Raw genomic sequence first — 15,162 nt, forward strand, 5'->3', positions numbered from 1 at the left:
TGCTGTACAATTTCTTATTAGAGTAAAACTTTAATAGAGTTGTAGTTAATCTAGTTGACGTTTTTGTGCTGTACAATTTCTTATTAGAGTAAAACATTTGCTTATTAAAGTTAAAGGATATATAGGTTTTTGTGCTGTACAATTTCTTATTAGAGTAAAACCCTGCTTTGCCCTTTCCATTTTGCCCCTTTGTTTTTGTGCTGTACAATTTCTTATTAGAGTAAAACTTAAATCCTTAATTTTTAAATTATTTAGTTGTTTTTGTGCTGTACAATTTCTTATTAGAGTAAAACAATACCAAAAACTAAACCTAAATTTTCTTAGTTTTTGTGCTGTACAATTTCTTATTAGAGTAAAACAAAAGACAAAGAGTCTATAAAATTATATAGGTTTTTGTGCTGTACAATTTCTTATTAGAGTAAAACCAAAGTATTTAAAACTAATACCAGCTGCTGGTTTTTGTGCTGTACAATTTCTTATTAGAGTAAAACTGTTAAAAGGTATTTCTGTAATGTATTCGTGTTTTTGTGCTGTACAATTTCTTATTAGAGTAAAACAAACTGAATATGAAGAAATGACAAAATACCGTTTTTGTGCTGTACAATTTCTTATTAGAGTAAAACGAATCAATTCACGAATGGGATAACAATAGTGTTTTTGTGCTGTACAATTTCTTATTAGAGTAAAACATTTTCAAATTCAATTTTAATATTGTTTTCTGTTTTTGTGCTGTACAATTTCTTATTAGAGTAAAACCTTGCCAATTTGTTAAAATAAGACTAATAAGTTTTTGTGCTGTACAATTTCTTATTAGAGTAAAACAAAAGTACTAGTTAATTTTGCTATACTTCAGTTTTTGTGCTGTACAATTTCTTATTAGAGTAAAACAAATTACTATTGGTGATTTGCTTTTTATTCGTTTTTGTGCTGTACAATTTCTTATTAGAGTAAAACAATCCGAATTATGATCCTAATATAGATCCTGTTTTTGTGCTGTACAATTTCTTATTAGAGTAAAACGGAACGGGATATGGTTGTGGATACTTTACAGTTTTTGTGCTGTACAATTTCTTATTAGAGTAAAACAAAAGTAGCAAAATCGACTATGTTATCTTCGTTTTTGTGCTGTACAATTTCTTATTAGAGTAAAACGGCCTAATGCTTGATAATCCTGGTGACTTTGTTTTTGTGCTGTACAATTTCTTATTAGAGTAAAACGGTCTGGCAGATTTAGCACAATTTTCAAGTGTTTTTGTGCTGTACAATTTCTTATTAGAGTAAAACTTTTTGCCTATTTCTAAAATACATATAAATGTTTTTGTGCTGTACAATTTCTTATTAGAGTAAAACTAAATTGGTAGAAAAATCTCAGACAATTAGTTTTTTTTCTATGATTTTGATTACACCACTTTTGTTAATTTTTTCTAGCATGTTCATTTTAAAAAATTTGGACAAATAATTTACCTCATATAATAGCTTGGAGTTTTATATGATAAGCAACTTTGAGGCCTTTCATTGTTATACCAATCAATAAATTCACTTATTTTTTGATAAGCGGTAGCCACATTTTCAAAATTTTCGCCCTCAATATTAAGCAATTCACGTTGAAAAACCGCATAAAAATATTCAATAGGGCGGTTTGCAAGAGCATTTCCTTTTGGTGACATTGATTGTTGGATACCATTTTGCTTTAAAAAATTAGCAAATTTGTAGTTTGCATATTCCACACCATGATCTGAATGGAAAAATTTTGGTTTAATATTATACTTTTTAATTGTTTGTTTCACTAAGTTTATAGTTTCTTCTGAAAATCTTGTTTTAGAAATCGAAAAATTGAGCAAGTAATTGGATTTTGTTTCAATAATTGAGTGTAGGTAAAATCATTCGTTGTTAATTTTGATAAATTTAATATCAGCAAACCATTTTTCACCAAAATTTTCTGATCTAAATTCACCTTTGATATGATCTTCAGTCCAAATTCGTATAAACTTTTTCTCTTTTGGTGCCGGTTTTCCTTGCCTTTTATAAGCAATTGATTTTAATCCTAAAAATTCGTAGTGTTTTTGAAACACGTACGTGCTTACATAATTTCCCTGATTTATGTAAATATTATATAGGATGTCTCGACCTTTTACCTTTCGATACAAATAGAAATTTTCACGAATTCACTCAAGTAATTTTTCATCATAAATCATTTTCTTTGGTGGTTTTTTCTCCCTTATTTTCTCATAAATCGAAGTGCGGTTAACCTTAAAAACACTACAAATTCTAGTCGAATTTTCGATTTTGTTTTTATCTTTTTCTTGCTCTTGTTTTCGTTTTTTGAGTTCCTCAAGAATAATTCCGGGGTCAACCCCGTATTTTCTAAGAACAGTCTCAATTATTTCTTGGTAAACTTCACGATCATTTTCAGAAAGATCGTTAATTGTATATTTCTTCTTTGGTTTGCGTGGAGATTTGATTTTTCCACGAGTACTAATTAGACTTTTCATATCGTTATTATAAAACTTTTTTTGCCAATTTCTTATCAAATTATTAGCATATATATGCAACATTCATTCTTTATGTGCTTTTTTACTTTTCGATTTGCTTTTGTAAATTTCTCTAAATTCTTCAGCAAAATGCAAAATTGCGTTTTTTAACCCTTTAGATTCGGCAATTTTGATATATTTAAATTTGTCTTCAATTGTGAATTTGTATTGTTTCATTTTGACACACCTTTTTTCTAATAAGTCTGAAATTGGTGTACTAATTTATATTAGAGTAAAACTTATTTTTTTTATGATACAATATGAATATCGTTTTTGTGCTGTACAATTTCTTATTAGAGTAAAACTTGTTTATCTATAATTTTCATTATTATTTAGTTTTTGTGCTGTACAATTTCTTATTAGAGTAAAACAAATAACTCCTGGGTATAATTCAAATAGACGTTTTTGTGGTGTACAATTTCTTATTAGAGTAAAACGAATACATGGAACAATTAAAAGACCGCATTGTTTTTGTGCTGTACAATTTCTTATTAGAGTAAAACTAAGTCCGAGTTGTAATTCCTTTATCTACCGTTTTTGTGCTGTACAATTTCTTATTAGAGTAAAACAAATAAAAAATATCTAAGGCTTTGCCCCACGTTTTTGTGCTGTACAATTTCTTATTAGAGTAAAACCTGTCTTGATAAGCACGTGCTAATTGAATAGTTTTTGTGCTGTACAATTTCTTATTAGAGTAAAACTTAGTACCAAACACACCTATTATTGCCCTTAGTTTTTGTGCTGTACAATTTCTTATTAGAGTAAAACAAGAAGCGCATCACCAATTTTCGGTTCTTTGTTTTTGTGCTGTACAATTTCTTATTAGAGTAAAACTTTAATATTATCTATTATCTTGTCTTTTTGGTTTTTGTGCTGTACAATTTCTTATTAGAGTAAAACTCAATAGTAGCAATTTCCTCAGCATGTAACGTTTTTGTGCTGTACAATTTCTTATTAGAGTAAAACCAAATCTGCCAGACCTGCGGTAATAATACCGTTTTTGTGCTGTACAATTTCTTATTAGAGTAAAACGCCTCGTGGATTTTTAGTTCACAATTCACAGTTTTTGTGCTGTACAATTTCTTATTAGAGTAAAACTGGTGAATTTTGGCAAAAGAAAACGCCTTTGTTTTTGTGCTGTACAATTTCTTATTAGAGTAAAACAAAAAATTTTAGATCAACTTGTAGCGGATTGTTTTTGTGCTGTACAATTTCTTATTAGAGTAAAACCCATTCACTACCGCTTTCAAACATGCCACTGTTTTTGTGCTGTACAATTTCTTATTAGAGTAAAACAGGATCATATGGAGGGTCTAAAAAGACAAAGTTTTTGTGCTGTACAATTTCTTATTAGAGTAAAACAAAAATCGTACTAGACTAAAACTCATTTAGTTTTTGTGCTGTACAATTTCTTATTAGAGTAAAACAATTGGAGAACTCTCAAATAATCAGGCAGTGTTTTTGTGCTGTACAATTTCTTATTAGAGTAAAACTTTATTATAAAATGGATAAGACAAAAGACTGTTTTTGTGCTGTACAATTTCTTATTAGAGTAAAACAAAATTGGTTTGTCTTGGTGTGGAGTATCAGTTTTTGTGCTGTACAATTTCTTATTAGAGTAAAACTTGTTTGTAAGCTGTTAAAATTTGTGATCAGTTTTTGTGCTGAACAATTTCTTATTAGAGTAAAACATGGAGTATAATATATTATAAAACATATACTGTTTTTGTGCTGTACAATTTCTTATTAGAGTAAAAAAACACTCGAAACCTGTAGTTACACTACATTCTTGAGTGTTTTTTTACTTATTAATTAATTTTAAATTTTAGGGTCTAAAGTACTAATTATTTTCTAACTTTTTTGTTATTGTTAATAAGGTATTCTTCCAATTTTCTTTGCTCATTAGATTCATATTCATTCCCTAGCTCGTCAAGGCTAACAAATTGAAATTCATTAAGAAGACTACTTGTTGTAGGTCTGATCGATTCTAACTTCGTTACAATCGATTCTATTGTGAATCTAGTATCACCTTTTTTTTCTTTAGATATACCAGAGATATAAAAATAATGATTATCATCCGGTCTTATAAGAATTGATTTTTTAGAGGCTGTTTCTTTTTCTTCGGGGGTTTTTACTTTGTTATTTTCAGATTTAAATTTAAATTCTTTATCAACTTTCAATTTCAGAATTGCAGATTTCTTGATTATAAATATTGGTTTTGATTGATGATCAATACCCACATTGTCTTTGTATTTTTTTAGATTTTCTTGATTGTAATTCGCCTCATCTAATGAATAAAAATTGCGATCATGTTTGGCGCCATATTGTTTAAGCAAAAAATTTACAGGTATAGAATTAAGCTTGCCTTTTTTATTTTCATAAACAAGTGCAAAAATTTGTTCCTTACCGGTTCGAAATGATTTTTCGCTTTGTTTTTTGTTAACAAAGACAAAATCTTTATTAACATTTTTTTCTGTTACAACTCTTAAATCTTTAAAAAGTGTTTTTTTATTAGTAACAGGATCAAAATAAATTAATTTGTTCGCACCTTTTGCGTTCTCTTTTTCTTGTTCATCAATATATTTTTCACTAACTAATCAGTCCATATATGCATGAAAAGGATTTTTATTTTTATTTTCACTTTCATTTTCTTTGTTGTTAAATTCAGGTCTGTTAAAAATTGTTCTTAATTTCTCAAATTCAGATTTATGACTTTGATACATCAATACAAGGTATTTGCCATTATTAGGATTAGGATCTGCAAAATAGTCTTTCAAATTATCTAGACTTTTTGGATTAACTAAGTTGATTTTTACAACTTTGTCGTAGGTACCATCATCATTTTGTCTAAGACCATATAAAGTGTCGTCAAATAAAGGTAAGTTTGTATAATTTGTCATTTTTCTTGAAAATTTGATTTCAACTTTATCTTTAGCGTTTTCGTATTTTTCTTTCACTAAACCAGAAATATTTTCAACTAATTCAAACTTTTTACTTTCGTAATCTGAATTCTTTAAAATTTCGCCTGTTTGTTTATTAATTATAGTGCCATCTTCAATTTGCTCGTATTTTGATTGGCGCAAACCTTCTTGAATTGTCAATGAGGATAAAGCGTGTCGATTTTTATTTGCCATTATCCCGATAATTGCAGCATCAATTGCGTGATGACTATTATCTGAGCGATCCTTATTCTTTGGGAGAATTTTTTCCCGAATAAAAGCTGTATGATGACCGTTTAATGTAAATATTTTTGTTGGTTTGTCATAAGAAAAATTCGGGTTATCTTTGAAATGCTCTTTTACAACTTCAAGAAATAATTTTGTTGAATATCTTGTGTCATTCAATTGTCTTGATAAAAATTCTTCTTTTTGATGAGGGTCAATTTTTTCTTGATAAAGAAGTTTCAATTTTTTACGCATTGCTTTTGTATCTAAACCGAAAATTTTTCTTGAATCATCTTTTGCCGCTTTTTTAGGATTAAATAATTTTTCTATTTGTTCAATATAGGCTTTATAAACATCAGCGCCTTTTGATCTCATGTAAGCAGCTGCGCAAAGATTTGATTTTTTTGAATTCTCGGATTGCGTTGTCAAAAGAAGATTTGATAGAGAATTATCAGGCAAATAAGCTTTAGGAATAATGTGTTCAAAATGATATTTGGAACTATTATTTATTAAATCAGCAATATCAATTTTTTTGAGCGCATATAAATCAACCCCATCTTGTTGGCAATAAAGTTTTAATTTTTTTAATAATGGAGCAGGCTTATCATATAAATCCTCTTTTGAAATATTTAAGAATTCAAGAGCGTATTTTTTGTTCATGACTTCATAAATTTCATCAAGACCGCTCTTTACTGTCTTATTTGCTTGTTTCTTTTTTGCTTTTTCATCATTTTTATCACGAGGAATTTCGATAAAAATTCCCGAAATTTCGTAATCTTTAGAATATTTCTTAATAATTTTATTTAGAACTGCTATTGCTTGTTCGAAAGTTTGTTTAACAGAAGGGGGCAAAATTTCGTCTTTAAAAATAAAAGGATTTAAGTATTTTGTTAACGGTTTTGCCTTTGCGTTTTGTTTAATAATATCATTAATCTCTTTATCATTATATTTTAAATATTCAGAATTCTCTTGTGTTTCTAGCATTTTTTTAACAAATAAGCTTGTTGCTTCAGCTGAATAACTTCCTGTTTTTTTGAAAGTTAGGTCTTTATTATTTAACAAATTATTAATAAATTCGTCTTTTTTATTAATAATTCCAAAGTAATCTAAAACATTTATTTTATCTGAAACTTTTGTTTTATCGAGTTCCTCGATAAATCTATCTTTTTTTTCTTTGTATTTTTCTAAAACAGAACAAATTGAATCAAGTGCTTCAAGGTGTTTAGGTTGATCTACAAAATTTTCAACTTTAAAATACTTATATTTTTCTGAATGATTAGTTATTTCTTTTATTAAAATATTTGTATTTTTTGTTTTATCCTTTAACTTCTTCTTAATGTCATCCCTTTTTTTAAGAATTTCCCTTCCTTTGAAATCATCTGTATCTATTTCAAGATCTTTCCTTATGATTTTTTCAATTTTATTGTCAGTAATATTTTTGTATTCACCAGAAAGCAATCCATTAATTAACTTATCTCTATCTTGTTTTTTAAGTCTTCATTCAGGATCAAAATCCGATCTTAAATTACTTAATTCATTCAAAAGGTTGAAAAATTCATAAGAAACAAAATTAAGAGAGGCTCTTAATTCGTTTGGGAAAATGATACATTTTCCAATTGTTTTATCCCAAATATTATCATATTGTTGGACAATTTTATTTTGTTCTTTATCAAATTTTCAAATTCCGTATTCACTTGCACTGTGTAAAGATCCAGGACCTTTTGCAAAATCTCGTATATAATTAAAAAGTCTTAAAAAACTTTTTTGAAACTCTTCATCAATATTTTGCACTTCAAAAACTTTTTTGATTTCAGCCGTTCATTGCTGATTTGAGAAGTTATACTTACTTGATTTAAAGAAATTATTTTTTTTGAAAAACTCGCTTAACACCTCGGTAGGGAATTTATCACCATTATAATATTTAAGTTTTTCACGGTTATCGTCAAGTTCATAAAAATAACCTCTATTTTCAAGATAGTCATGCAAAATTCATGCAAGGTCTTTTGGATCTATTTTTTCATTAAGCGCTTTGATTTTTAGATCTAAAATATTACTATTTTGACTAGAGCTTTTTAAAAAAGACTTTTTAATTTCGTCAATATTTTTAAAATCAAATATATTTTTTGATCTTAAAATTAGTTTTAATAATTTTTCACTTTTATATTGTCTACGGCGAATTGTTCTTCTGGCTGTTCTAAATGATCTTCGGTCGGCTGCGCCTTCTTCTCTTGCCTTGAAAATCCGAGAACCTCAGTTCAAAATTTCATTTGTTTCAGAATTAATGATTGCTCAACCAACTGACGCTATTCCTAGATCAAAGCCGATAGCAATACTTTTCTTTTGGTTCATAAATTATCCTTTAAATCAATGATTTTTTATGTTTGTATTATTGTTAATTAATTGCAATATTTATATAAATGTTACCAATAATAAAAATAAATATTAAATAAATTATACCATATTAAGTAAAAAATCCATATTAGTTTTTGTTCGCAATACATTATTAAAATAACGTAAAAAAATGCTAAATAAGTAGAAAAATTTTTTGTAGTTTTAGTTTTTTTGCAATAAAATATTAGTATAATGCCTGTTCACAAGTTTTATCGGCCTCCTTTATGGACTTGACTCGAAACAAAAAATCCAAAGACCACCAAGGCGCCAGCGGCGAAAAATTGAATACAAATTTGATCCAAAAATTATTTGAGTATTTAAAAAATGAAAATACAAATTAGATGAATTAATGAAATAGGAGTAAAAAAATGGATATAGTTCAACTTGAAATCCAAAATTTATCAATAAAAGATAAAAAAGAATTAATTGAAGGTATAAATGAATTTAGACCTAAAAAAATTGATCTAAATAATTTAGATAAATGGTTAGAGTCTTATTTTTGAGATTTTCCTGACGAGTTTATTGCTTTTCAAAAAGGTTATAAATATTCCCTTTACAACCAAACTATTCAAGAAAATGATTTTAAAGATTTGGACTATGAAGATGTTATAGAGAGTTTAACACAAGATCAAAAAGATGAAATAATATGGGATATTTGTTCACTGGCCAAATATTTAAGGTATGAAAATGATAATGATTATGCAGATGCAGATGATCCTTATATTTGAGAACCCACTGACGAAGATTGAGAAGATCTCAAAAAATTTGATAAAAAACTTTGAGAACAATATAAAAATAATAAATATATTTTAGTTATGCCTAACGGTAAAGATCAAGACGGTGCCGCATTTTTTACAGATGATGACGAGCTTATCCTTTTTGCTTTAAATGAGGAAGAGCTTGCGACTATACTTCTTAGGCGATATCGAAAAATTCTTGACCCTCATTACAAAGTCAATAAATGAATTGAAAAAAAATATGAGGTTAAATTGACACAAAAAGACAATTCAAAGCAAAGCAAGAAATTTAAAGCACCAAAAAAGAAAATGTAATTAAAGCCAATAAACTAGGAATGATAAAAATGGCAAATATTATAGAACCAGAAGTAAAAAATTTATCAACCGAAGATAAAAAAATTCTATAAGTTTTTAAAGCCAAATCCAGATTGAGAAAATTTTAGCAATAGCGCTTTAGATAAAATGTTAGTAGATTATTTTAGAAAATATCCTAATGATTTTATCACATTTCAATATAGTAATAAAAAAGGCTTTACAATCAAGCGCTAAAAAAACATGATTTTAAAGTTTTAATATATGGAGATGTCATAGAAAATCTAACCTCAAAGCAAAAAGATAAAATAATAGGTGATATTCTTCGTTTTGTGCTGTACAATTTCTTAACAGAGTAAAAATGAAGACATCAGGAATCATATGAAAAAAACATGTGTGTATGTAATAAAATTGCATTTTAGAACAAAAGATGAATACCGCAAGGCAAGACGCAAGAGCAATTATAGTTATTGTCTTGTAGAATATTTTATTAGAATAAAGCAACATTTAGACAAAGGGATCTTAAAATGCCGTTGTTCTGGTGCTGTACAATTCATTAATTGAATAAAATGGCTCTACCAACATGTTACCACTTATGGCATATTATTTCAGTGCTGCGAAATTTCTTACTAGAGTAAAACAATATTATATCTAATACCATATAAACAAACACGAACAGGCACTAAATTAAACAAATCAAACCCTTTTTCAATAAATAGGATGACGCGCAAATGAAAAAATCACCAGCACAAGTTTTGATAATGATAACCTTATGATTAATACTAATTGGAGGTATAATTGCATCGGTTTAGAAGATATGACTTTATACCCCAAATAACCAAGTTTTTGCACTGTACAATTTTTTATTAGAGTAAATCCTAATCACAAATTTTAATAACTTTGACTATATTTATCTAATGGATTTAATAGTAAATGACTTAGAAAATGAAAATTTAATTTGAATTTAAAAATTCTTTTAATTGACTTGAAGGGACAAAAAAAGAAATACCTTGAACCGGTTTTTCATTTATAAGCCGAAAAGTCATTATCCCAATTACTTTGTTTTTAGTATTTAAAACAGGACCGCCACTATTTCCTGGCTCAATTGTGATACTAGTTCGAACAAAATTTTGATTAGATACTTTATTAGTTCCTGAAACTATTCCTTTGTTGATTGTCAAGCCAAGATTATGTGGGTTTCCAATTGTAAAAATTTCATCGCCATAGTTAAAATCTTCTTCTATTTCAAGATTTTTAACTTTTGTGTTTAGTTCCAAACTTAATATGTCATAGTTTGGTGAAATTTTTATAATTTTAGTTTTTTTGTAGTCTTTTTCATTTGCAAAACGGTAAAAAATATCAATTTCATCGCTATTTTCAAGAATGTGTTTATTTGTGATAATTTTATTATCAATAACAAAACCGGTCGCAAAAGAAACTTCCTCGTTTTTTTGAATCTTAATTTCAACAATTGACCTTAAAAGACTTTCATGGTTAATTTTTGGACTGAGTTTTATTCAATTATTTGTTAGTAAAACAACATTTGCTAACAAAATTCCAAGATTTAGAGCCAAAAACAAACCAATAAACCCGTATTTTTTAGTGAATTTTTTCATTTTATCTAAAAGTGTCTTATTCTTAAGTGTTTATAATTATACCTTAATTTTTTCTCAGACCAAGCATTTTTTTTTTTTTTTTTAACAAAGGTTAATTTTAAAAAAAATTCAGATTTTATCCTCAAAAACACGGATTTACAGGCATTTTTGCTATTTATATTCACTAAAAAGTAATTTTTGCAATCATCCTGGGAAGCTCAGGATAATTGACTAAGTTTTCAAAAAACCAAAGAACAATTTTTGATCTAAAAGCATAAAAAAACCTATGAATTCATAGGCTTTTTTTAGATTTTGGTCTTTAAATTACTAACTAAACTAGTTCGATAATTGCCATTTTGGAATTATCACCATTTCGGCTAGGAATTTTCACTATTCGAGTATAGCCACCTTGTCTTTCTTGATAACGAGGCGCGATTTTGGTAAATAAATAAGGCATAACTTTCATTCCGTCTTTGGTTTTTTGGTTATATAAATAACTAAGAACTTGACGGCGAGCTGCTAGATCATTTTTTTTGGCTTTAGTTATTAGTTTTTCAACAACAGAACGAAGACGTTTTGCCCGTGCAAGAGTTGTTTTTAGATGACCATGTAAAATTAAAGAAGTTGCAAGTGAGCGGAAAACTTGGCGATCTCAGGCAGCATCGCGGGAATAAATTTGGTGCGGATTAGCCATAATTAGTTTTCTCCTTTTTGTTCGTTTTTATATATTTCAAGTTTTTCAATTATTTCCTGAACTGATTTACGGCCAAGATTTTTAATATTTTCAAAGTCATCTTGTGTTAAATTTTCAATATCAGAAATTTTATAATAATGTGCGCGTCTAAGCGCATTTATTGAGCGCACGGAAAGGTCGAGCGACTCAATTGCATCCGAAAAGCGGCGCGAAGGTTCTTCTTTGACTGTTGAGGGTTCAAAAAATTCCTCGGAAAATTTGTTAATGTTTTCGACATTTGCCAAAATATTAAGGTGGGCAAGCAAGATTTTTGAACCCTCAGAGACAGCGTCTTTAGCTTTAATTGAGCCGTCAGTTTTAATTGAAAAACTTAGTTTTTCTTCAACAATCGGGCTGGCTGAGTTAATTTCAACAGATTGATAATTAGCACTTAAAACCGGTGAAAAATCACTATCAACAGCCAAAACTGTGCCATCAAGGTTGGACTCCAGACTTAGTAAAACTTCGTTTACGAATTTTTTGTTAGTTTCAAAATCGCTAAAACCTTTACCGGAGGTTATAAAAAGTTCAAATTTAAGTGAATTAACCCTCGAGACATCGGCAATATACAAATCGGGATTGACAATTTTTAGTCCACTATCAGAAACAATGTCGCGAGCATAAATTTGTCCGGCTTTTTGGCCATTAAAACTTGCCCGGTGAATTTGATTTTGGGCAAAAAGAGTAGGATCATAGAAAAAACGGACTCTTTTTAGGTTATTTAAGATTGTAACAACATCTTCAATTACATCATCAAGAATACTAAATTCATGAGTTACGCCGGCAATTTTTACACCAAAAACTGCACAAGAAGTAATGGAAGACAGAACTACACGACGAAGAGCATTTCCGATTGTATTTCCAAGTCCGCGCTCGAGCGGTTTTAGTTCAAAACTTGTTTCAAATTCACTAATTTGGTCAGTTAAGTTTTCAGAATAGTAAACATTTGCATGTTTTTTCATAAAATCCTACCTTTTTTCCTGACGTTTAAATCATTTACGCGGTGGCCGAGTTCCATTGTGCGGGATTGGCGTAACGTCTTGGGTAAGTAAAATATTAATTCCTGAAGTGATAATTTGCTTACGGGCTGCTTCTTTTCCTTGCCCAGTTCCTTTAAGGTGAACAACAACTTCGCGCATTCCGTGTTCACGGGCTTTTTGGGCAGCTGCAGCGGTTGCTAAGGTAGCAGCATATGCGGTTTTTTTCTTTGTTCCTTTAAAGCCAATTGATCCTGAACTAGCTCAAGAAATTACATTTCCTTGTTTGTCAGTAAAAGAAATTATCGTGTTTTGGTGTGAAGAGTGAATGTGGGCAATTCCGGCTGTTACATTTTTTGGACGGATTTTTTTAACTTTACGTGTATTAGTTGCCATGATTAACTATTTTTTACCTTTGTCTTTTTTTGCCATAATTGCTTTTCTTGGGCCTTTTCGAGTACGGGCGTTTTTCTGAGTTACTTGACCACGAACTGGAAGACCTTTACGATGACGGATTCCACGATAACATTTAATTTCAATTAGTCTTTTAATATTTGACTGAACTTCACGGTGCAGATCACCTTCGGTTTTATAAGTTTTTGCAATATCACGAATGATTTGCAAAACATCTTCCTGAATTTCTTTAACTTTTGTATCTTGGGTTAAAACAGGATATTTTTTCCCAAATTTTTCTTGCTGAATTGCAGCAGTTTTGTCAATTATTTCTGCAGCAAGCGATTTGCCAATTCCATAAATACTTGTAAGAGCAATTACAATTCTTTTATGATTGGGGATTTCAACATTAAGAATACGTGCCATATTTTAAACTTATTTAAATAAATATATTTTCCTTTTTATAAAATTTTATTTTTCACCTCTAAAAATTTAAAAGTGAAAAATACTAACAAAATAGAACAAAAATCAAAAACTATCCTTGTCTTTGTTTGTGTTTTTTTAAAACACAAATTACTCGGTTCACCGAACGACGCTTAATTATTTTGCAATCTTTGCAAATTTTTTTAATACTTGCTCGAACTTTCATTTTTTTCCTTTAAATTCAGGTAATAATTTCAAAAAAATTATTTAAAGCGGTAAACAATTCTTCCTTTTGAAAGATCATAAGGTGACATTTCAACCTTAACGCTGTCGCCTAAAATAATTTTAATGTGGTGAAGTTTCATTTTCCCAGCAACATGACAATTTAATTTTACTCCGTTTTCAAGAGTTACTTCATATTCTTGGGAGTTAAAAACGTGTGATATTTTACCTTGAAATAATAATTTTTGTTCTTTTGAAGAATTTTGCATCTATTTTTGGTCCATTTCTGTTAGTATTATTCCCTTCCCGTCTTGAATTAAAATTGTCTGTTCATAGTGGGAAGTTTTTTTACCATCATTTGATTGTACCGATCATCCGTCTTTTAAAATTTTTATTCGCGGAGAACTTTGGACGATCATTGGCTCAATACAAATTACCATATTATTTTTTAATTTTTTTCCTGTGCCTGGGACGCCAAAATTGAAAATATTGGGATTTTCGTGCAATTTTTTGCCAATACCATGGCCACAAAATTCAACAGGGGTAAAAAATCCATAAGACCTTATGACTTGATGGATAGCAAAACCAATGTCACCCGTTGTTGCCCCAGGTTTAATTGCCTTGAAGCCGGCAAAAAAAGCTTCCTCAGCGCATTTTATTAGTTTTTCATTTTCAGCATTTGGGCCAAGTGATTTACTAAAAGCACTGTCGGCAAAAAAACCATTATAAGATAGTCCTAAATCAACTGAAACCAAATCACCTTCTTGAAGAATGTAGTCATTTGGAATACCATGAATAAGGATTTCATTAACACTTATACAAATAGTTGCCGGAAAACCGTGATAATTTAAAAATGCTGGTTTGGCTCCTCTAGCAATAATCTCATCAAAAGCGATGGCATCAATTTCTTTTAAAGAGATCCCTGGTCTTACAAAGTCATAAATTTTTTTCTTGACTTCTGCCAGGAGTTTAGCGGCAATTTTTAGTTGTTCAATTTCAAATTCTGTTTTAATTAGAGACATTTTTCAATTTCATTAACAATTTCATCCAAACTTCTTTCAACATTTAAATAATGAATTTTACCATGTTTTGCATAATAATCGACAATTGGCGTTACAGATTCATTAAATTTTTCGATTCGAAGCTTAACAATTTCAGGGCGATCGTCAGGACGGGTAAATAAAGGCTCATTGTCAATGTCGCATGTATTTTCTACTTTTGGTTTTGCCAGTAATAAATTATATGATTTTTGACATTTACTGCAAAACAAACGTTGAGAAAGGCGGCTAACTATTGTCTCTGGTTTGATTTCAAGATAAAAAACTTTGTCAACATCAATTTTATTTTCGTTCATAAAATTGAGTTGATTTAATGTTCGCGGGTAGCCATCAAGGATATAACCAGTTTGAGGTGAGAGTTGACTGATAAAATTTGATAATAAATCGTTAGTAATTTCATCAGGAACATATAGGCCATCTCTAACATAGTTTTGAATTTTCTCGGCAAAATCACGATCTTTTTTGATTTTTTCACGGAAAAGATTACCAGTAGAAATATGAACTAATTTAAACTTGTCAACTAGAATTTTTGAAATACTACCTTTTCCTGAGCCTGGAGCGCCAATTAGAAGAATTTTTGAATTAGATAATGACATTGTTAAATTTTTGAGACCTTTTTTAATTTT

Annotated in this window: 12 protein-coding genes and 2 CRISPR repeat arrays (1 of these 14 running past the window's edge); of the genes, 1 reads left to right on the forward strand and 11 read right to left on the reverse strand. The window is 29.1% G+C overall.

Features of this window, described 5'->3' with window-relative positions:
- Positions 1-1,350: direct repeats of the CRISPR family, unit length 36 nt; unit sequence GTTTTTGTGCTGTACAATTTCTTATTAGAGTAAAAC (it extends 3,109 nt beyond the left edge of the window).
- A 110-nt stretch (positions 1,351-1,460) separates the two neighbouring features.
- Together KW512_RS00925 and cas9 are read right to left on the reverse strand one after the other, a co-directional pair.
- Entirely contained in the window at positions 1,461-2,708 is a 1,248-nt protein-coding gene (locus KW512_RS00925; protein WP_258841644.1) for an IS3 family transposase, read from the reverse strand.
- A 92-nt stretch (positions 2,709-2,800) separates the two neighbouring features.
- Positions 2,801-4,289: a CRISPR direct-repeat array (repeat unit 36 nt; unit sequence GTTTTTGTGCTGTACAATTTCTTATTAGAGTAAAAC).
- Between the two features lie 86 nt (positions 4,290-4,375).
- Complete coding sequence (gene cas9, locus KW512_RS00930; protein WP_258841645.1) at positions 4,376-8,044, reverse strand: type II CRISPR RNA-guided endonuclease Cas9; 3,669 nt, start codon at positions 8,042-8,044, stop codon at positions 4,376-4,378.
- Positions 8,045-8,454: 410 nt separating this feature from the next.
- Here cas9 and KW512_RS00935 point away from each other — a divergent pair, with 410 nt between their 5' ends.
- Entirely contained in the window at positions 8,455-9,138 is a 684-nt protein-coding gene (locus KW512_RS00935; protein WP_258841646.1) for a hypothetical protein, read from the forward strand.
- Positions 9,139-10,088: 950 nt separating this feature from the next.
- Here the strand turns inward: KW512_RS00935 and KW512_RS00940 are convergent.
- The 9 genes from KW512_RS00940 to KW512_RS00980 all read right to left on the reverse strand — a co-directional run bounded on the left by KW512_RS00940 (position 10,089) and on the right by KW512_RS00980 (position 15,132).
- Positions 10,089-10,751 (reverse strand): S1C family serine protease, encoded by a 663-nt coding sequence (locus KW512_RS00940; RefSeq protein ID WP_258841647.1) that lies wholly within the window; start codon positions 10,749-10,751, stop codon positions 10,089-10,091.
- 310 nt (positions 10,752-11,061) lie between these two features.
- On the reverse strand, positions 11,062-11,424 hold the full coding sequence (rplQ, locus tag KW512_RS00945; protein WP_010321375.1) for a 50S ribosomal protein L17: 363 nt from the start codon (positions 11,422-11,424) through the stop codon (positions 11,062-11,064).
- Positions 11,425-11,426: 2 nt separating this feature from the next.
- Complete coding sequence (locus KW512_RS00950) at positions 11,427-12,425, reverse strand: DNA-directed RNA polymerase subunit alpha (protein WP_258841648.1); 999 nt, start codon at positions 12,423-12,425, stop codon at positions 11,427-11,429.
- Positions 12,426-12,431: 6 nt separating this feature from the next.
- Entirely contained in the window at positions 12,432-12,836 is a 405-nt protein-coding gene (gene rpsK, locus KW512_RS00955; RefSeq protein WP_010321373.1) for a 30S ribosomal protein S11, read from the reverse strand.
- Positions 12,837-12,842: 6 nt separating this feature from the next.
- Positions 12,843-13,259, reverse strand: a complete 417-nt coding sequence (rpsM, locus tag KW512_RS00960; RefSeq protein WP_010321372.1) for a 30S ribosomal protein S13 — start codon at positions 13,257-13,259, stop codon at positions 12,843-12,845.
- A 109-nt stretch (positions 13,260-13,368) separates the two neighbouring features.
- Entirely contained in the window at positions 13,369-13,482 is a 114-nt protein-coding gene (gene rpmJ, locus KW512_RS00965) for a 50S ribosomal protein L36 (RefSeq protein WP_010321371.1), read from the reverse strand.
- A 37-nt stretch (positions 13,483-13,519) separates the two neighbouring features.
- Positions 13,520-13,747, reverse strand: a complete 228-nt coding sequence (gene infA, locus KW512_RS00970) for a translation initiation factor IF-1 (protein WP_010321370.1) — start codon at positions 13,745-13,747, stop codon at positions 13,520-13,522.
- Positions 13,748-14,500 carry a type I methionyl aminopeptidase gene (gene map, locus KW512_RS00975; protein ID WP_069096601.1) on the reverse strand — a complete coding sequence of 251 codons (753 nt, stop codon included), beginning with the start codon at positions 14,498-14,500 and terminating at the stop codon, positions 13,748-13,750. It lies immediately after the preceding gene.
- Positions 14,491-15,132, reverse strand: a complete 642-nt coding sequence (locus KW512_RS00980; RefSeq protein WP_258841649.1) for an adenylate kinase family protein — start codon at positions 15,130-15,132, stop codon at positions 14,491-14,493. Before KW512_RS00980 ends, map begins: the two co-directional genes overlap by 10 nt.
- Positions 15,133-15,162 lie beyond the last annotated feature (30 nt).

Source organism: Mesomycoplasma ovipneumoniae, assembly GCF_024758565.1.
Classification (GTDB): Bacteria; Bacillota_I; Bacilli_A; order Mycoplasmatales; family Metamycoplasmataceae; genus Mesomycoplasma; species Mesomycoplasma ovipneumoniae_B.